General features: G+C 48.2%; 16 protein-coding genes. 9 read left to right on the top strand and 7 right to left on the bottom strand.

The features are described from left to right. Positions 1 to 201 precede the first annotated feature (201 nt). On the top strand, positions 202 to 2,475 hold the full coding sequence (ggpS, locus tag KXJ70_RS14090; RefSeq protein WP_219044143.1) for a glucosylglycerol-phosphate synthase: 2,274 nt from the start codon (positions 202 to 204) through the stop codon (positions 2,473 to 2,475). A gap of 41 nt (positions 2,476 to 2,516) precedes the next feature. Here ggpS and KXJ70_RS14085 read toward each other — a convergent pair whose 3' ends face one another. After that, entirely contained in the window at positions 2,517 to 3,167 is a 651-nt protein-coding gene (locus tag KXJ70_RS14085) for a TetR/AcrR family transcriptional regulator (RefSeq protein ID WP_219044142.1), read from the bottom strand. 120 nt (positions 3,168 to 3,287) lie between these two features. On the opposite strand from KXJ70_RS14085, the gene roxB reads away from it, so the two are divergent. Next, positions 3,288 to 5,378, top strand: coding sequence for a rubber dioxygenase RoxB (roxB, locus tag KXJ70_RS14080; RefSeq protein ID WP_219044141.1), 2,091 nt, complete (start codon positions 3,288 to 3,290; stop codon positions 5,376 to 5,378). Between the two features lie 126 nt (positions 5,379 to 5,504). Then, positions 5,505 to 6,749, top strand: a complete 1,245-nt coding sequence (locus KXJ70_RS14075; protein WP_219044140.1) for a cytochrome P450 — start codon at positions 5,505 to 5,507, stop codon at positions 6,747 to 6,749. Positions 6,750 to 6,814: 65 nt separating this feature from the next. On the opposite strand, the gene KXJ70_RS14070 is transcribed toward KXJ70_RS14075, so the two are convergent. Continuing rightward, positions 6,815 to 7,216 carry a hypothetical protein gene (locus tag KXJ70_RS14070; protein WP_219044139.1) on the bottom strand — a complete coding sequence of 134 codons (402 nt, stop codon included), beginning with the start codon at positions 7,214 to 7,216 and terminating at the stop codon, positions 6,815 to 6,817. A 368-nt stretch (positions 7,217 to 7,584) separates the two neighbouring features. Between KXJ70_RS14070 and KXJ70_RS14065 the strand changes: the two genes are divergently transcribed. From KXJ70_RS14065 to KXJ70_RS14045, 5 genes are all read left to right on the top strand, one after another. Further along, the gene (locus KXJ70_RS14065; RefSeq protein ID WP_219044138.1) at positions 7,585 to 8,604 is read left to right on the top strand and encodes a GlxA family transcriptional regulator; all 1,020 of its coding nucleotides are present in this window, start codon (positions 7,585 to 7,587) and stop codon (positions 8,602 to 8,604) included. A gap of 175 nt (positions 8,605 to 8,779) precedes the next feature. Beyond that, positions 8,780 to 10,222, top strand: coding sequence for a sucrose phosphorylase (gene gtfA, locus KXJ70_RS14060; RefSeq protein ID WP_219044137.1), 1,443 nt, complete (start codon positions 8,780 to 8,782; stop codon positions 10,220 to 10,222). Between the two features lie 259 nt (positions 10,223 to 10,481). Further along, entirely contained in the window at positions 10,482 to 10,688 is a 207-nt protein-coding gene (locus KXJ70_RS14055; RefSeq protein WP_008251819.1) for a cold-shock protein, read from the top strand. Positions 10,689 to 10,865: 177 nt separating this feature from the next. Next, on the top strand, positions 10,866 to 12,254 hold the full coding sequence (gene dbpA, locus KXJ70_RS14050; protein WP_219044136.1) for an ATP-dependent RNA helicase DbpA: 1,389 nt from the start codon (positions 10,866 to 10,868) through the stop codon (positions 12,252 to 12,254). Between the two features lie 46 nt (positions 12,255 to 12,300). Next, complete coding sequence (locus KXJ70_RS14045) at positions 12,301 to 12,819, top strand: AAA family ATPase (RefSeq protein ID WP_219044241.1); 519 nt, start codon at positions 12,301 to 12,303, stop codon at positions 12,817 to 12,819. Between the two features lie 12 nt (positions 12,820 to 12,831). Here the strand turns inward: KXJ70_RS14045 and KXJ70_RS14040 are convergent, their stop codons facing one another. The 5 genes from KXJ70_RS14040 to KXJ70_RS14020 form a co-directional block, all read right to left on the bottom strand. Further along, the gene (locus KXJ70_RS14040) at positions 12,832 to 13,326 is read right to left on the bottom strand and encodes a TIGR00645 family protein (RefSeq protein ID WP_219044135.1); all 495 of its coding nucleotides are present in this window, start codon (positions 13,324 to 13,326) and stop codon (positions 12,832 to 12,834) included. 174 nt (positions 13,327 to 13,500) lie between these two features. Continuing rightward, the gene (locus KXJ70_RS14035; RefSeq protein WP_219044134.1) at positions 13,501 to 14,811 is read right to left on the bottom strand and encodes a DEAD/DEAH box helicase; all 1,311 of its coding nucleotides are present in this window, start codon (positions 14,809 to 14,811) and stop codon (positions 13,501 to 13,503) included. Positions 14,812 to 15,044: 233 nt separating this feature from the next. Beyond that, positions 15,045 to 15,425 (bottom strand): hypothetical protein, encoded by a 381-nt coding sequence (locus tag KXJ70_RS14030; RefSeq protein WP_219044133.1) that lies wholly within the window; start codon positions 15,423 to 15,425, stop codon positions 15,045 to 15,047. A gap of 22 nt (positions 15,426 to 15,447) precedes the next feature. Beyond that, complete coding sequence (locus KXJ70_RS14025) at positions 15,448 to 17,307, bottom strand: Lnb N-terminal periplasmic domain-containing protein (protein WP_219044132.1); 1,860 nt, start codon at positions 17,305 to 17,307, stop codon at positions 15,448 to 15,450. A gap of 87 nt (positions 17,308 to 17,394) precedes the next feature. Continuing rightward, positions 17,395 to 17,895, bottom strand: a complete 501-nt coding sequence (locus KXJ70_RS14020; protein ID WP_219044131.1) for a DUF3015 family protein — start codon at positions 17,893 to 17,895, stop codon at positions 17,395 to 17,397. Positions 17,896 to 18,337: 442 nt separating this feature from the next. Between KXJ70_RS14020 and KXJ70_RS14015 the strand changes: the two genes are divergently transcribed. Further along, on the top strand, positions 18,338 to 19,924 hold the full coding sequence (locus KXJ70_RS14015; protein ID WP_219044130.1) for a peptide chain release factor 3: 1,587 nt from the start codon (positions 18,338 to 18,340) through the stop codon (positions 19,922 to 19,924). Positions 19,925 to 19,944: the final 20 nt, after the last annotated feature.

Genomic DNA, 19,944 nt, shown 5'->3' with positions numbered 1-19,944 from the left:
ATTTTTAGCGGTATTTTCAGTATTTAATGATTTTTGGTCGGCACAAAATCTGCATGATTTCGTTTGCACAATTCTTATGCAGCTAAAATTATTTAGATATATATGTGGTGGCGCTGTGTAGTATGTTGGTGTTATGAATTTTTATAACAGCACCCGGAGTCTGGTGGGAGCTGGGCTCTGCGTTCAAACGCAGGTATTAAAATGCTATTAGCAACAGATTTAGACGGCACATTTCTCGCGGGCGATAACGATCAGCGCCTTAAGCTCTATCAATTGATTGTGGCGCACCCCGAAATCAAATTGGCCTTTGTCACTGGCCGCGGGCTAGAGTCGGTGCTGCCTTTACTGGCTGATCCGACAATTCCCGAACCCGATTACATTATTTGCGATGTGGGCTGTACCGTCGTTGATGGACATACTCAACAAGCCATTCAACCACTGCAGGGCGATATTGATAAGCGCTGGCCTGGCGAGCATGTGGTCGAGCAGACGGTGGCACATATTCCTGATTTACAGCGTCAAGATGTGCCTCAGGAGCGGCGTTTCTCTTTCTTCTGCGGCGCCGACGCTATCAGTGCTGAGCTTGAAGATGCGGTGCGAGATTTGGATTGCGATCTATTGTACTCGGCTGGCTTGTATCTCGATATTCTGCCGAAAGGTGTCAATAAAGGATCAACCCTACGGGGTTTGGTGGAGTTACTTGGCATAAGCGACGAAGAGGTGCTGGTCGCAGGTGATACCCTCAATGATCTGTCTATGTACGAGCATGGCTTTATCGGTGTTTGCGTGGGCGAGTCGGAGTCGGCTTTGTTGCAGGGAACCGAAAACCGCGCACGGGTGTATCACGCTGACGAGCCAGGTTGTGGCGGTATATTGCAAGCCTTTGCGCATTTTGGATTTTTAGGTGCGGCGGGAATGGAGGCAGAGCAGCGCGATGTGGCGGTGCCGGGAAAGTCTGATCTGGTGATCGTGTATCACCGGCTTCCCTATGAAGAATTTCGTGAAAATGGCCAGACTATTCGCCGTAAACCCACCTCGCCCAATGGCATTATCCCGACTTTAATGAGCTTTTTTGCCGATGGGCGCGCGGGCTCGTGGGTGGCGTGGTCTGTTCACGAGCCTAGCGATGGCAAGTTTGAAACGCATACCGAGGTGGATACCGAGCAGTATCCCAATCTTGTTGCGTCGCGGGTGGCCCTGAGTAAAAGCGATGTTGATGTGTTTTATAAAAAATTCTCGAAAGAAGCCTTTTGGCCTACCTTGCATACCTTCTGGGAGCGCGCAACGTTTAGAGAGGATCACTGGCAGGTCTTTCTCGATGTGAATCGCCGCTTTGCAGAGGCAGCGGCAGCAGAGGCGGCTGAAGGCGCCACCATATGGATACATGATTATAATTTATGGATGGTACCGGCGTTTTTGCGGGAATTGCGCCCAGACGTTGTTATCGCCTTTTTTCATCATACTTATTTTCCTTCCGCAGACGTGTTTAACGTTATCCCATGGCGCCGGGATATTATCGGCAGCCTGCTGCAGTGTGACTATATCGGCTTTCATATTCCCCGCCAGTCTGAGAATTTTGTCGACGTGGCGCGGGGGGTAACTCCCTTGGAGGTGACCGAAAAAGTGAATTGCGCGCCGCGCTTTTTCACCTATGGCTGCGCCGTTGGGCTAGACGAAATGAGTACCGAGATTAAGGTTAATGATCGCCGAATTCGTTTGGGCGCTCATCCTGTCGGCTTGGACTTAAAGCGGGTAGAAAACGCGCTGAAAGAGGTCAAAGTTCAGCAGCGAATGGAGGAGCTACGACACGAGCTACAGGGTACCCGGATGATTTTGTCGGTGGGAAGATTAGACTACACCAAAGGCATAATTGAACAGTTAGAAGCGTATGAGCGTTTACTTGATGAGTACCCCGACCTGCACGACAAAGTGACGCTGATGATGGTCTGTGTGCCGGCTGCTAGCGAAATGACAATATATCGCGACTTACAAAGTCAGATAGAACAAGCCGTGGGACGCATTAATGGCCGCTTTGCCAAAGTAGGTTGGACTCCCCTGCAGTTCTTCTTCCGCAGTTTGCCGTTTGCGGAATTAGTCGCGTATTACAGCATGGCGGATGTCATGTGGATTACCCCGCTGCGGGATGGCCTGAATTTGGTGGCCAAGGAATATATCGCCACCCAAGGGATGACGGACGGCTCGGGTGTGTTGGTATTGTCGGAATTTGCAGGCGCCGCGGCGGAGCTGAGAGGTCCCATATTGGCAAACCCCCATGACCGAACTGAATTGGTGAAAACCTGTTATTTAGCGCTCACTTTAAAACGCGATGAGGCTCGCAGCCGAATGCGTGAGGCTTATGATGTGGTTAAGCACAACGATATAACCGTGTGGGGCGATGAATTTATGAGCGCGGTGGACGCCTGTCGCGATAGTGGTAAGTCACCCTTAAATACGCTGGCTTGCAAAGTCGCATAGTAAATCGCCGCTTGATAAATGCCGGTCTCGTGCGATCGGCGTTACCGGCCTTGCTGAACGATTCGCTCTAAATAGGCGATCATCGCAACGGCGCATTCCTGTCGATAGGCTGGCGTGATTTCGCCATGCAGAAAATACGATAGTCGCAAGCACGCGGTGCCCAGTTCTACCACGAGCGCTTTGGCGTCGGGGTTTTCACTCGGTAATATCACGCCTATCGCTCGCATCAGAGTATCTACATGACGACCAATGTGCGAAATCGTCAGGTGCAGTGCCTGGTGGCTTTCGTGGCTGGCGACGCTGCCTAGAATGAGTATACGGGCGGCATGGTGCTGGTTGTAATAATCGGCCACGATATCGGCGACCTCGGTAATCACCTCCTGCCACGCTTTTCCTTCAATGGTATAGCTCAACTTTTCTACTTTTTCTTCCAGTGTCATTAAGTGACGTCGCGTTAGCTCATTGAGAATGGCGTAGGGCGTTGGGAAAAAGTGATAGATGCTGGTTCGTGTGCATTTCAGTGACGAGGCTAATTCTGGGATTGAGAAATCACTTAAGCCGCGCTGTATGAGTTGCTCCTCAGCAGCTTCTAGTATCCGCTCAAAACGCTGGTGACCGCGGGCTTGTTGCGGTGACCTAGCGGCAGGGACAGCGGCTGGAGTGGCGTAATTGTTAGCAGTATTTTCAGTCATGGTCGAATCATAGCACTTGACATAAATAACATACAAATGTACAAATTGTTAAAACATACAAAAGTACAGTAATGCTGTTTATGCAAAGATAACAATAAAAATGTGTGAGGCAGACTAGAAATGCAAAAATTGCTATTCGTTGTAACGACGTGTTCTGTGTTGTTGCTGAGCGCATGTGGTGGCTCATCGAGCAACCCCTCGTCGCAGCCCGTGACCGATGGCGGCGGTAGTGAAGGTGGCGGCACAGGTGGCGCGGATTCTGGTTCAAACCCCGCCTCGCAAGAGCTGCTGGTGAGTCGCCGCGGCGGTCATTACTGGCATGATTACTGTGAAGGTAAACCTGATAGCACAGTGGTTCCCGCTGATCCTCGCGAAATGGTCGTACCGGGCGTAAACGAAAATAAAGCCGTGTTAATGAATGCGTGGTGGCAAACCTGTCAAGACGATAATCAGCCCGCAAATTGCGGCGAACTTCGCCAGCGTCGAGAGCATGGTTTGGCCTTGGTTGCTGCAGAAGGCCGACCCGGTGCGGCGAGTTTCTTTGCTGGTGATGCCAGTGAGTCCAGTTACTCTTTTCCCGCAGGTGCCTATGCAGAGATGTGGAAGTCTGTTTGGGGCTTGAGTGAGCGCCCCGCGCAATATGACGAGTTAGTGGCTCAGCGCTGGGGTATGCCGCTGTCGGTGGTGCGCAACCCTTATCCTTTACCGGGCGAAGATCCAAATGCCAATGGCGGCGGCAGCGGTCAGCTGCCAATGGGAATTACCCAGCTTCGTGAGGCGGATGGCACGTGGACGGGTCAGCTCAATGTGACCTGCAGTATCTGTCATGGTGGCGCGGTAGGCCTGGCTGATGAGGCCGAGGGGATGGGGCCGAGGTATGGTACCAATAGTCTTAGTGATATCACCGTCATGTTTTCGGAGCTTGCGCGTTTGGCCCCTCAGCAAGCTGCCTTGGCAATCATTTCTCAAAACAAGGTACGTGGGACTGGCAATATAACGAACTTCCAGCTCTTTGGTGTGCTGACGATTGCCGATTACGAGACGATTCCATCTTACCTAACAATACAAGCTGAACCGTCAACCGGAACCGAAGATCCGCCGGTGTGGTGGAATGTGGGAAGTCGCAGCGCCAAATTTTATGACGGCGGCCAAGTTACCGACGCCAAGCGTATAGAGTTGTCATTCCATTTCCCCGATTTCTTCAACGATATTGAAGCGGCAAAGCAGTGGGTGTTGGATAATCAACAAGATAGTGATGCGTGGATAAGCTCATTAAAAGCACCGGTATGGCCTGAATCCGCGCTGGGCGAGATAGATGAAAACCTAGCAGAGGCGGGAGCAATATTGTTTCACGCCAAAGATCTTTGGGCGCCAAGTTTGAATAATCCGGTAGCGCGCCCCGAGGGTGGCAATGGTTCTTGTGCTAGTTGCCACGGTGCGTATTCACCGCGTTATGTAAACGACAAGACCTATCTTGATTCACCACTACTGGACGGTATTGCCGCGTACATTACGCCTATCGATATTATCAATACCGATCCTGCGCGCTTAAACGGTAACTCTCAGCGGGTAGCAGATTATTCGAGAAACAATTGGTTTGCCTATTCAGATGGTCCATTTAATGACGATGGCGTATCACTATGTGGAGACTGGGCCGATGAGTCGCTGCGTGGCGATCGAGAATTGGGTTATTTAGCGCCGCCGCTCTACGGTGTGTGGGCAACTGCGCCGTATTTCCATAATGGCTCGGTGCCTGATATTGACGGTGTGTTAAATCCTGATGCGCGGCCTGCTATCTGGCGTCGCCGTTCAATTGACGCCCCGACGGATTTAGCTGACAAGGTTGTGATGGGTTTTGACTACAGTTTTAAGACGGGATACGACGCTGAAAAAATTGGCTGGCGTTACGACAAAATAGAATGCGGATCAGGGCTACCCATACCCCTTATTGGTGTGGTTACGCCTGGGGTGGATTGCAATCCGCTGGATCCAAATGGCGCCAGTCTACAAGACGCGCTATCGCTGTTGTGGGGCAATGGTGGCTTGGCATGGAATTTAATCAATGTGCCAATATTAACTCCGCAGCAGATTGAAGAGCGGAAAATATACAATACTAAGCTTTATAGCCAAGGTAATGGTGGTCACGAATTTACCAGCGTGTTGACCGTCACCGAGCGGCGCGCGATAAAAGAATATTTAAAAACACTTTAAGTGTTGGGTGAAATACCGCTGCAAAATTAAGTACTGGTATTTATATTAACTCTAAGAGACCGACGCAGGTTTGTGCTAGTCGTAGCTAATATTGCTTGGGTCTCGCTCAGTTTGGGGAAATAAAAAATGTCTAATCTCAGTGATTCAATTCTCAGCGACGCCATGTCGTATACACGGCCTGCAGACATTAGCGCCAAACTGGCAGAGTTGAGAGAGCACAGGCCAATCTGCTTAATTGAACCGGATGATATTAGGCCCTACTGGGCGGTCACTCGTTATGAGGATATTCGCTATATTGAGTCTACGCCGGAGTTATTCAGTGCCGAGCCCCGTGCTGTTTTAATTTTACAAGCATTGGAAGAAATGAATCAGGCCCGATTCGGCGACATTATGGGTGTTAAAACCCTTGTTCACATGGATGGTGAACAGCACATGGCGCTGCGTAAAATCACCCGAGATTGGTTTATGCCAGCCAATATCGTCAAAATGCGCGGCCATGTTGCGGAGCTCGCAGAGAGCTTTATTGCGCGCATGAAAGACAAGGGCGGTGAGTGCGATTTTGCCAGTGATATCGCATTTTGGTATCCATTGCGGGTGATCTTGCAGTTGATTGGTATACCGGAAAAAGACGAAGCGAATATACTGACCTTAACCCAGCAGTTGTTTGCGCCAGAAGGCTTTGCTACTGAAGAAAAGGACGCGATGACGGTCTTTATGGAATGCGTGCAGGCGATGGCAGAATATTTTACGGCCTTGGCTGAGGATCGCAGGGCTGCACCCAAAGATGATATAGCGAGCGTATTAGCGAATGCGAAACTCAATGGCGAGCCGATTGATCCTTTCACCCTCACTTCGTATTTTGTGCTGCTTGCAACCGCAGGTCACGACACCACGAGCGCCAGTATTGCCGGCGGCTTACAAGCGCTCATTCAACATCCTGAACAGCGCCAAGCATTGCTTGATGATCCAAGCCTTTACAGCAAGGCGGCGGACGAATGTATTCGCTGGGTCACGCCGGTAAAACATTTTGCCCGCACTGTGTTGGCTGATACCGAATTAAGCGGAGTGAGTCTTAAAAAGGGCGATACCGTGACGATGTTTTTTGAATCTGCCAATCGTGATGCCTCGGCAATTGATCGACCAGAGAACTTTGATGTATCTCGCAAGGGCAGCAAACATTTGGCCTTTGGTCATGGGCGCCACAATTGCTTGGGTATGCACTTGGCGAGAATGGAAATCGAAACGTTTTTGCGTCTGTTATTGCCACAGTTGGAAAGCCTCGAATTTAACGGCGAGCCGACTTATATCCCCAGCCACTTTGTGAGTGGTTTAAATTCCTTGCCGATTAGATATAAGTTTATAAATCCTTAATGGGTGGTTTTTTCAGAGCACTTTTTGAGGAGCTTGGCTGAATTTAGTATTTATGAAGGTAAATGTTAATGATCCAGTGCCGCAACTTCTAAAGTAGTTCGGATGTTTACAATCTCCCGCCAAGGGTCCCCGGCTTCGTAACCGGAAATTCTTAGCCAGCGGTAGTGTGGTAACAATGTGTTGGCGACCACGTCATTTTGGCGCAAATCCAGAATCCAGCCCTGGACCTCTACAACCAAGTGGCCGCTGCTTCCTAGCTCGCAGTAGACGAGCCTGCTGGGAATATCCATATTTCTTAGCAGTGCGCGGCAGGCCAAACAGAAGCCATCACAATCGTCTCGCAACCACTGGTGGCCGGTGTAGCCGTCTGGTGGCATGTCCCAGCGTTCTCCGATGTCGCTGTTTTGCACGAAGTGCTCGCTCACGATGCGGTGGATATATTGCAATTCTCTCTTTAGTTCGCTCATGTCAGCAGTCCCCACGTTTGTCTCGGGCTAATAGTTCTTGGCAGCCCAACGGTGCTTTAACAACCCGGCCTATCTGGAATGGCTCTGGCGTTATGGTGCTGCATCCGCTCAGGCTCAACGCTGTGCCTGTTAGCCCTATCCCAAGGTGGATTAAGAAGCGTCTTCTCGTTTGTGTTTTCACTTTTGAATCCTCCTGTTGTTTTATGTGGCAAGTTTAGGGCGGCGTCTAGTTCATCAAAAGTGTCTTATATGACATTAAAAGTGCTATATACGCCAAAATCTGAATATTGGCTTGATCTAGTCGCTTTTTAAGGTATTGTTGGCGTATATGGCATTTAACAAGTTAAATAAGTCGATTGGTGGCGGGTATGAGTAGGCGGATCTTTATTCTTGCGGTTGACGGCGCGATGGCGAGCAGTTTGGTAGGTAACCGGGACTTGTTTATGGTTGCGAACATGATTGCCAAGAATACGGCGAAGAGTGCGGCCGCCTTATTTGATGTGCACTTCGTGTCGATGGATGGCCGCTCGGTTGAGTGCGTGAATGGATGCCGGATGGACGTGGATGGCAGTATTGATGATATTCGTGCCGGCGATACCTTGTTTAGTCCTGCGTTTATGATTCCTAATCCGGCCAGCGTGGTCGATAACCTGCCGCAGTGGCAAGATCTGATTGAGTGGTTGCGTGAGCATGGCGCGGGTTTAGACCTCATTGCCACCAATTGCAGCGGTAGCTATGCCTTGGCAGAGGCCGGTTTGTTAGATGGTGGTCGTGTAACCACTGCGTGGTGGTTGCAGAGCGAAATGCAGCGTCGCTATCCCGCTATTCAGGTCGATAGAGACGCAATATGTGTTTATTCGGGCAATCTGCTGACTGGCGCTGGGTCTAGCTCGTATTTAGATGTTGGTTTGAGTGTAATAGAGAAGTACGCCGGCAAGCCGTTCGCTCGCTTGCTGGCAAAATATATGATGCTAGATAGTCAGCGAATTACCCAGGCGCCGTATGCGATTTTGTCTTTGTTCGACAGCAGCGACGAGGTGGTGAATAAATCTGAACAGTGGATTAGGGCAAATTTGGCCCGCGATTTTAAAATTGAAGACTTAGCGGCGAATGTGGCAGTAAGCCCGCGCACCCTAATTCGTCGTTTTAATAACGCGATTGGCGAGTCACCCCAAGGCTTAACGCAAAAGCTGAGAATTGAGCGCAGTAAGATATTGCTGGAAACCACCCAGCTAAGATTTTCGGAAATAGTTCAGCGCTGCGGCTACCAAGATGAGAGTGCATTTCGGCGCTTGTTTAAACGCTATTGTCAGATGACGCCTCGGGAATATCGGCAGCGTTTTGTGCGAGAGCCTGCGCTAAACATTGAAAATGAAGTGCGACATTGATCACGGTGGTATTACCTTGCCAGTGATTTTAAGCAGAGTTGCGCTGGCTAATTTGCAGGAGTTTGTGACTTAAGGCAGAAAATATCACTTAATCACACGTCATTCGGCCTATCTGTTTGCATGCTTGCTAAGCAGTGTTTATGGTTAAGCATCACTCACAGACCGGAGCCGTCGAATGGCCTTGCGCAATGCTGTGCAGATGATTTGTTATCCCAATCGTCTTGGTAACAACCTCAAAGATTTACACACCGTCATCGAACGGCATTTTTCGGATGCTATTGGCGGCGTGCACATACTGCCGTTTTTTCCATCTAATGCCGACGCAGGCTTTTCGCCTTTGACTCACAAAGAAGTCGATCCTGAATACGGCGACTGGGATGATATTGAGCGTATCTCGTCGAAATACGATCTGTGTTGTGACGTCACGGTAAACCATATTTCCGACGAGTCTGCCGAGTTTTTAGATTTCGTCGCAAAAGGTTACGAGTCTGAATACGCCGACCTGTTTGTCCACGTCGATCAATTTGGTGATATCACACCAGATGATTTAGCCAAAATTCATATCCGTAAAGAGAAGGAGCCGTTTCGGCGGGTGGACTTTGCCGATGGCAGCACAGGGCGGGTTTGGTGCACATTTACCGAGCATCAAATTGATTTAAATTATGAGTCTGAGCTGACCTACCAGCTGATGGAGAATTACATCGGCTTTTTAGCCCAGCGCGGCGTAAAGCTATTCCGCTTAGACGCCTTTGGTTACACGACCAAACGCATTGGCACTAGCTGTTTTTTAGTTGAGCCCGATGTATATCGCAACTTGGATTGGATCAACGGCGTGGCGCACATACATGGCGCCGAGGTCTTGCCTGAAGTGCATGACCATAGCAGCTATCAGTACGCCATTAGTCGGCGCAATATGCATCCCTATGGTTTTGCATTGCCGCCGCTATTGTTGTTTTCGCTGTTAGATGCCAATAGCGTGTACTTGAAAAACTGGCTGCGGATGTGCCCGCGCAACATGGTGACAGTACTGGATACCCATGACGGCATATGCATTCCCGATGTGGAAGGGGTACTGCCTGAAGAAAAGATTCGCGCTCTTATCGACAATATTTCCAGCCGCAGTGCCGATCCAATTTTGCGCCGCTCGGCTGCCAATATTCACAGCGTCGGCGCAATATACCAATTAACCTGTACTTTTTATGACGCATTAATGCGTAACGACGACGCCTATCTGGCGGCGCGGGCTATTCAGTTCTTTTCACCGGGTATCCCCCAGGTTTATTACGTGGGCTTGTTGGCCGGCTGCAATGACAATGAGTTAATGGAGGCCACTGGCGAGTTGCGAGATATCAATCGTCATTACTACAGTTTGGAAGAAATTGATGAGGCGGTAGAGCAGCCCGTTGTGAAGCGTTTGCTGGCTTTAATGCGCTTTCGGAGCAATTATCCTGCCTTTGATGGCCACTTTGAGCTGGGTTATTCCAACGACTCCAGTGTGGCAATGGCGTGGCGCCACGGTGATTATTACTGCCACCTTTTTGTCGATCTTAATTTTAATACAGCCACGATAACTTACTTAGACGAAGAGTCATTGGCGGAATGTCGTCTGCAGTGTTAATGCCCATGTCCAAATTCCTGCGTAAGTCCGTTATTTATAAGCGTATTCCGCAGGGATTTGGTAGTGTTAAGGGGTAGACAAGCACGTAAATGTCTATATACTCATGGCAGCTAGAAAGTTCGACCTATATTTATGTACACCATTTCGAAGTCCTGTCTGTAGTTTTCGTCCTGTACTTCATAAGTAATAGAATCACTTCCAGCCTAACCGATCTGATTTCAGATCAAAATTACCTTTGAAATATTTCAGGATTAAAATTATGTCTACTACTACTGGCACAGTAAAATGGTTCAACGAATCTAAAGGCTTTGGCTTCATCGAGCAAGAATCTGGCCCAGACGTTTTCGCTCACTTCAGCGCTATCTCTGGTTCAGGCTTCAAAACTTTGGTTGAAGGCCAGCGCGTACAGTTCACTGTTACTCAAGGACAAAAAGGTCCTCAAGCAGAGAACATCGTAGCACTGTAATTTGCTATGGGCTGGGCCTTCGGGTTCCAGCCAGCTTCAAACCCTTGTGGATTGAATGCTAAAAGGGGCAGGACCTACGGGTCTTGCCCTTTTTTTCTTTTCAGCATTACTATTTATCTCTGCGTACATTGCGCCACCGCCGCGTATTTATTCTGGCGGTACTACAGGAAAAACACCGTGAGTCAGCTAGAATTTTCTACCCTTCCCTTAAATCCGGCTTTATTAGATAACCTGAATTCATTGGGTTACACCGAAATGACCGCGATTCAGGCCAAGGCCTTGCCGCACACCTTGCACGGCAAAGACGTGATTGCGCAGGGTAAAACCGGCTCCGGCAAAACCGCGGTATTTGGTTTAACGCAGTTGCAAAAACTCGATGTTAAACGCTTCTGTGTTCAGTCTTTGGTGCTGTGCCCGACACGGGAGTTGGCGGATCAAGTCGCTAAGGAGTTACGCAAACTAGCGCGTACCATCCACAATATTAAAGTTTTAACCTTGTGTGGCGGCATGCCGTTTGGTCCGCAAATTGGCTCGCTGGAACACGGCGCGCACATTGTGGTGGGTACGCCGGGACGTATTGAAGAACATGTGCGCAAAGGTACTTTAAAGTTAGAGAATGTGAATACCTTGGTATTAGATGAAGCCGATCGTATGTTGGAGATGGGTTTCCAAGATTCGCTGGACACCATTATTGGCTATATTCCGAATGAGCGACAAAGTCTGCTTTTTAGTGCCACGTATCCCGACGAGATTCAGGATATTGCCACCCGCATTATGCAGCGCCCCTTGCTGGTGAAAGTGGAATCTACCCACGACAACGACAGCATCGCCCAGCACTTTTTTAAAGTCGCCGATAATACTCAGCGCATCGTTGCGGTGAAGTTGTTGTTACTCAGATACCGACCAGACTCGACGGTTATCTTTTGTAATACCCGTCATGAAACTCAGCAGGTTTGTGATGACTTGCGCGAGGCCGGTTTTAGCGTTCAAGCATTGCACGGCGATCTCGATCAAAAAATGCGTGACCAGACCTTGGTGCGTTTTGCCAATAAAAGCGTCTCGGTTTTGGTGGCCACTGACGTGGCCGCTCGAGGCTTGGATATCGACGCCTTAGATGCGGTGATTAATTACCATATTGCCCGCGACGCAGAAGTGCATATTCACCGTATTGGCCGTACCGGCCGTGCCGGTGGCAAGGGTATTGCCTGCAGTCTGTATACCGATCGCGAGAGCGCTAAAATTGCCCGTATTGAAGAAATGCGCGGTAATAAGGTGGTTCCAGAGGCCTTGCCGGATATTAATCACCTCGACAAACCAACTTTCAAACCACCAATGGCTTGCTTGCAAATCGACGGTGGTAAAAAGCAGAAAATTCGCCCTGGCGATATTGTTGGTGCGCTTACTGGCGAAGACGGTATCGCGGGAACTGATGTCGGTAAAATCCACGTTTTTGACAATACCGCCTATGTAGCGGTGCGAAATGATGTGGCGGCAGATGGTTTACGCAAGCTTACCGAAGGTAAATTGAAGGGGCGTAACTTTCGCGTTCGACGGATTCGCGGCTAAGCTTTTGATTGAATTGAGGGCTAGACACTAGGAGGGGTTGTTGGATATGCCTTGCCCGCTGATATTAATTTTTGGCAACTCAGGATCGGGTAAGTCGACTCTGGCGAAGGCATTAGCTATTCGCCACGATCTCGATCATTTAGACCTTGATACGCTGGCCTGGCGGCCGACTGAGCCGCCGCAGCGGTCTGAACTATCTCAGGTTAACGCCTTGCTGGATGCATTTGTTGAGCGCAACGCAGAGCAAAATCGCGGCTGGGTAATTGAGGGTTGTTATACCGATTTACTAGAATTACTTAGCGATAAAGCAGAGCATATAGTATTCATGAATCTGGCTGTTACGGCGTGTATTGCTAACGCAAAGGCCAGACCTTGGGAGCCGCACAAATATGCGTCTAAGGCTGCCCAGGATGCAAATGTCGAGATGCTACTTGAGTGGATAGGCCAGTATTCCAGTCGCGAAGACGAGTTTTCTTATGCTGCGCATCTTGGGTTTTACGACCGATTTCAAGGTCGTAAAACCATCCTGACAGCAAATACCGACGTCGCAGACGTTGTAATTTAAATCTATTATGACTTAATCGTGCCGGGTGAGTTTGTCTAACATGCCCATTGCAAAAGCCGATACCACAAAGGTCAGATGGATGATGACATACCACATCAATTTTCCCTCATCGATGTTATCTGTGTTCATAAATACTTTTAGTAAGTGAATAGAGGATATCGCTACAATCGAGGCAGCTACCTTATTTTTAAGGCTTCCGGTATCGAGTTTTCCCAACCAATTAAGTTTGTGATCGCCATCCTCTAAGTCTATTTGTGAGACGAAGTTTTCGTAGCCGGAAAACATCACCATCACCAGCAGGCCGCCGACCAGTGATATGTCGATAAGCGACAATACCACCAATACCAGATCCATTTCGCTAGTTTCGAAGATATGCGGTAAGACGTGAAAAATTTCTTGAAAGAATTTAATCGCCAGCGCTAAAAGCGCGAAACTTAGGCCAAGATAAATGGGGGCAAGCACCCAGCGGGCCGAATACAAAATACGTTCAAAAACTTTTTCAAGCATGTGAATCACCTTAATTGGCAGCGTAATGATTTCCTGCTCGGCATTTTAGTGGTGCTGACAGGGAAGGCAATGTATTTGAGTGATTTTTCTATGTGGTCGAATTACAGCGTTCTGTTTGAGCCGAGAAAGTAATAGCGCGCGAGTAATACAAGTGAACCCGCGCTAGAGTTTAGATTAGGCTTTCGGTGCACTGCGCCCAGTATTGCCACTTCGGTTGCCATTCGGGCGGCTGCTTCTGCTGCTTCTATTGGCGGGGTTGCCTGCGGGGCGCTGGCCGTCGCGGTGCTCACTGCGGTTTTTGGGTCTCGGTTTGCGGGCAGGGCGCTGGTTTAGACGCGAATCCGGCAAGGCGTGGCTTGGCTCAAAGCCCACTAAAATCTCACGCGGTAGTACTTCTTGGATCAGGCGTTCAATGTCAGCTAATAACTTGAAATCGTCCGAACACACCAGCGATACGGCGTTGCCTGTCGCGCCAGCGCGACCGGTACGGCCAATACGGTGTACATAGTCTTCCGGCACATTTGGCAGGTCAAAATTGACAACCTGGGGAAGTTGGTCAATATCCAAGCCGCGGGCAGCAATATCGGTCGCAACTAAAGCGCGTACCGAACCACTTTTAAAATCAGCTAGCGCCTTGGTTCGTGCGCCCTGGCTTTTATTGCCGTGAATGGCTGCGGCACCAATGCCTGCCTTTTCCAAGTGAGCGGCTAGACGGTTCGCACCGTGCTTGGTTTTAGAGAAGATAAGCACTTGCTGCCAGTCGTTGCTGTGAATCAAATGTGTTAACAAGCCAGGCTTCTGGCTTTTGTCTACGGGATAGATGCACTGGGTGACGCTTTTGGCTGTGGTGTTTTCGGGGCTAACAGAAATTTCTACCGGGTTATTTACAATGCCTTTTGCCAGCTCGCGAATATCGCCAGAAAAAGTCGCCGAAAACATCAGGTTTTGGCGCTGCTTGGGGAGTACCGCCAGAATTTTGCGGATATCGTGAATAAAGCCCATATCCAACATGCGGTCGGCTTCGTCCAGTACCAAAATTTCTAACTGCTTAAATTTCACCGCATTTTGATTATACAAATCTAACAAGCGGCCCGGCGTGGCAACGAGTACATCGACACCACGGCGAAGCTTAATCATTTGCGGGTTAATTTTTACACCACCAAACACCACAGCCGAGCGAAGCGGCAGGTGCTTGCCATAGGTCGCTACACTTTCGCCAACCTGGGCGGCTAATTCACGGGTGGGGGTAAGAATCAATACGCGGGCCTGGTTCGCTTGCGCGCGTTCGCCGCGGGATAGTAATTCCAGGATCGGCAGGGTAAAGCCGGCTGTTTTGCCGGTGCCAGTTTGGGCGGCGGCCATAACGTCGCGGCCTTCTAATACTGCGGGTATGGCCTGCGCTTGAATGGGGGATGGGGTGTCGTAACCTTGCTCGGCAACGGCCGCCAAAATCGGGGCAGATAAGCCCAGGGAGGTAAAACTCATAAATAGATCTTCTCAAAAAATGTCGCGTGTCGCGGCGTGATGGTCGCAGCCAAGGTGACAGCGGCGTGCAGCTTACTGGAAAAGCCGGTTTTTCGCTATAGCACTTACCGTTAGTGCGACGGAATACCGGAGTTGATAGCTGGCATAGGAATAGTAAAGTTAATGGCCGTACCCGATGTGATATTCATAAAATCACCATGCTCGTGCACGACTATTTCCGTAATGGGCTAGTTTCAGAAAAACTGGCTTAGGTCGCTGGCGCCACTGCGGCTCGTGTACAACATAAATTTATTATCCCCAAGCGTAAGGATACGGCCAATTCCAGAACTCTTTTTGTCTAGCGGTAGGGCAGGGACTTGCTCTTCGCTAAGCACTACAAATTCAGTGTGTTCACAATAGACAGGGGTGTTGTTGACATTTTTCACATTTGTCACTGATGAAAAGCCGCTTTTACCGTTGAAGGCGACGAAGAGTCTTGTTTCCACGCAGAACGACCGGAAAATGCCGGTACTGCCTTTGTCTAAAACACTTGCCGGTATTGCGAAGTGCGTTTCCACTTGAGCTTGAGCGCTTAAAGAAATTAGCAAAGCGAGCAATGTATGTTTTGGCTTCATAAATATATTCATCCTATTTTGGTTACCAATACCATCCGAGTCCAATTTCTGATTCATAGGCTATGTTCTTTCGGAATTCAGTCCGAAATTCTATATTTTTATCAATTTGGTAGCGAGCACTTATCGCGTAGACTTGTTCTGATTTGAGTTGATTGTTGTGATGTAACCTTTGTTCAAATGCTATTCTGGCTGAAAATCTATTAAGAATTAGCGTGTCAGTTATGCTCGCGCGAACAAACGAGTGGCCTTGTCCATTCTTATTTTCATGGATCGCCCCGCCGATATACCCGTTTATAAAATGATAGCTATTTATTTTGTAGCTTTGTCCGATATCTCCTTGAGCTCTAGCGACGCTGCAATTATCACATGTAAAGTTTTGCCGTTCGGAGCCTGCCTTTAATTTCCAAGAAAGCCCACCATCTCCTGGTAGGTTTGTTTCTGTTTCGACGTTACTTTCGATAGAGAATAAATCAATGGAGTTCAAAATTAGCCGATTTTTAGTAAGTCTTGCATTGATTTCGAGCATACTGAGGCCACCGTTTTGACGATGACCTGTGTCAGCATCTAACGTGTCATAGTAGGCTGGGCGTATGTTCATTCCTAATCCATCGAAATTAACTGAAGATGATACTGCGCTAATTCTGATAGAACTTGGTTTGCGACCGGATTCTGGCCCAAGCTTGCCCCTCGGATCGTCAGTCGCAGTTACTGGGGGCTCATTTAGGCTAGCTGCAAGAGCGTCATAGTAAACAGTAGGTAAAGTCGTATTGTGATTTTTTAATTTCAGAAATTGGTAATAATTAATCGTCGTATCAATTAAGTTGCGACGTTCATCCGTGTTGAGTTGAGAGTATGTAAAGCTTCCTAGTGTATCTGGATTCGCACTAGATTTCTTTAGTAATAGTTTTTCCTTGGTGCTGAGTTTGCTGTATGTGCTATAGAATCTTGACTGTCGTGATGGGTGATATTTGACTTTTTGTACAAGACCAAGTTCGTTTAATTTTTGGGGCAATACTTGGGGTATGGCATAAATAGAGTATAGAGCAGGGATTTCTACCTTATCCGATAGTGTCAATAGATCAGCCATTTGGTATGCACAGTTTTTATTTATAAAATAGTACTGGAAGTTAATTCCTAGTAATTCCCATGCGTGTGCTGAAATCAGTTTCACATCCTTTTGCGGAAGTTTAAGTTCGTACTCCCAGAGATCACGAAGTTCATTTTCTCCATATTGGTGATTATGGAAATAATATTGAATATTGGTGAAGCTTCCTTGAAAACCGCCAAATAGACCTTTTAATACATAGGGTATTGGCGTGATTTTTCTCGGTAACACTGCACCATAGTTAATGGATTGCTCAATAAGGCTGTTCTGTGAGCTATCCTCATTCGTGTTTAGTTTTATTAGAAGGTGGCCATAGTATGAGGCCGGATTTCCGAGATACCCTGTAGCAAGTATTAAGCTAAGAGACTTTATGCCTTCGTTGCTTGTAAATTTTAAATAATCTGAGCAGTGTATTTTTGGTTCACTATTGAGATTGTATTTGTTTTTCAGCCATAAATACCGTGCTCTAAATCGACATTGCGCGTGCAAGTTTGGATTGTCATCTGCGGGCAAGTAGATCGCCTGTAATGTGGCTAATAGCTCATCTTTTGGGCTAACCCTACCTTTCTCCGATAAGAAAAACTGTGTTGAGGTGATTGTGCTTTTATATTCATCAGCCATTCCAGCATGGCGTTGGTAGTGAAGTAGCTTTAACCATGTTTTGTCGTTAAATATGCTTTCTGATGAAGTTTCAATGGGTGTTGCCGTGGTTCCAAGACTAAATGAAGGCAGCCAAAGCAATACAAAGGCAATTGCAAATGCCAAGTTAGAATTCATAGCTCAGGCTTTTTTGGTTGTAGAGCCAGTCACTAGTTACAGCAGTACCTAGTGACTGATTTCGTGATGTGTTTTTAGTATTTGTATTTAGCTGCTGCAGTTTGCTGTCACGGCGCTATTCATCGCGTCGTAGTATGCTGAAGATTTCTCTTGCGCGGTTTTTAATTGGTAATTTGGATTTGTGATTTCAGTGGATAACTTGATACGAATATCACTGGTTGCAGCTGCATGGCTGCTATTTTCGCATCCCATCATGTTTAACATCGCGGTTAGGTGTGAGCCGTTTCCACGTGCCGTCTCTTCGAGTAATTCACCGTATGTTCTGTGAATTAATTGAGCCGTTTCTATAGTCTTACCGCTACACGTCTCTGGGCTAGCTGTTGCTGAAGTAACTGCCGTAGTTCCTATATCCCAGATGATGTTAGAGCTCACTGCAGCCCATTTGGTCTTGGTAAAAAGAGCGGCACCAATACCACAATCAGAAAATGGATTTGGGCCAGAACCAGCTACTTTGTCTTGAGCGACTGTGAGTGAGGACGAAATTAGTAAGATAGATGTTAGTGCAGAGCTTAGGATAGTCTTATTCACGTTGTTCCCTTATGTTTTGATTTTTTAGTTAATTCCGTTTTACCTGATGGATTAAAGCGTAATATTTTATCGGTGGTCAAGCATTTATTCGCTAAAGTTGATGTGTTAGACGCCGCTAATTCTTCCAAATCGAATCAGTGCAATAGTGGTGTTGTGGGGCTCCAATTTTTTTATTGTTCAATAATGAGGGGTAGATATCACTCTCTTTTTAAGCTTGGCGCCGGCCGTATGACATGGCTATTTTGATGATGCTTCCAGTCATTTATCAGTGAATACTAGCGCTTTGAGGTGTTCAAATGTTGATTATTGATTTTCGGCTGTATTTACTCGCTTTCCACCGTACGGTAGTGCAAGCACCGCCCAACTCCTTTAAACTCACGCCTCGTATAGTTGCGGCCATCTTGTTGCTGCATAAATTAGCTCAGTTAGAAGACCCACATCAATGTCTATTTCGCCTCTAAAGCAGGAAATCGCCAAGCGCAGAACCTTTGCGATTATCTCCCACCCCGACGCGGGTAAAACCACGATTACTGAGAAGTTGATTCTGCTGGGGCAGTTGATTCAGGTGGCGGGTACGGTGAAAGGGAAGAAAAACGACCGCGCGGCGACGTCTGACTGGATGAGCTTGGAGAAAGAGCGCGGTATCTCTGTCACGTCGTCGGTGATGCAGTTTCCCTACAAAGACCGGATAGTTAATCTGCTGGATACGCCGGGTCACGAAGATTTCTCGGAAGATACCTACCGAACGTTGACGGCGGTGGATTCGGCTTTAATGATTATCGACGGTGCCAAGGGTGTCGAAGACCGCACAATTAAGTTAATGAACGTGTGCCGTTTGCGCGATACGCCGATTTTAACCTTTGTGAATAAAATGGATCGTGATATCCGCGACCCCATCGAATTGCTCGATGAAGTAGAGAGTGTGTTGGGCATTGCCGGTGCACCAATCAATTGGCCAATTGGGATGGGGCGTGATTTTAAGGGTGTCTATAATTTGTACACCGATGTGATTCATGTATTCCAATGGGGCAAAGGCTCGGTGGTTGCCGAAGATATTCAGATTCAAGGTTTAGAGAGCGACGAAGCGAAAGCCTTGCTGGATGATGAGTACGATAGCTATTTAGAAGAGATAGAGTTGGTGCGTGGCGCCAGCCATGAATTTAATCTTGAGGACTATCTGAACGGCAAGATGACTCCTGTCTATTTTGGCACGGCACTCTCTAATTTCGGTGTTCGGGAAATGTTGGATGGCTTTGTTGAGTGGGCGCCGGCGCCGTTAAATAGAGCGACAGATCAGCGCGAAGTGGATGCCAGGGAAGACGCGTTTGCGGGCTTCATCTTTAAGATTCAAGCCAATATGGACCCCAAGCACCGCGACCGAATTGCGTTTATGCGGGTGTGTTCAGGCACCTATCGCAAGGGCATGAAAATGCGCCACGTGCGTATTGGTAAGGATATTAAAATTGCCGATGCGGTGAGTTTTCTTGCCGGTGATCGCGAGCTATTAGACGAGGCGGTATCTGGCGACATTATTGGATTACATAACCACGGTACCATCCAGATTGGGGATACCTTTACCGAGGGCGAAGATCTTAAGTTCACTGGTATTCCGCATTTTGCGCCGGAGCTGTTTCGTCGGATTCGTTTGCGCGACCCATTAAAATCTAAACAATTGCAAAAGGGCTTGCAGCAGTTGTCTGAAGAGGGGTCGACACAGGTATTTATGCCGCAGCGCAATAGCGACCTTATTGTGGGTGCGGTGGGAACCCTGCAGTTTGATGTGGTTGCCTATCGATTAAAGGATGAATACAAGGTAGAAGCTCTGTATGAGCCGATTAATGTATACACAGCGCGCTGGGTAGATTGTGATGACCCTAAGAAGTTTGAAGAATTCAAGCGCAAGTGCGCTGAGAATTTGGCCTTGGATGGTGGTGGACATTTAACCTATCTGGCGCCTACTAGGGTAAATTTGGCATTAACCGAAGAGCGTCACCCCGAGGTGCGCTTTAGAGCGACAAGAGAACACTAGGGATAAAAGCTGACTCCGAG

This window comes from Zhongshania aquimaris (genome assembly GCF_019312595.1).
Classification (GTDB): Bacteria; Pseudomonadota; Gammaproteobacteria; order Pseudomonadales; family Spongiibacteraceae; genus Spongiibacter; species Spongiibacter aquimaris.
Note: the sequence above shows the minus strand (reverse complement) of the source record. Positions and strands in the feature narration are given on the sequence as shown.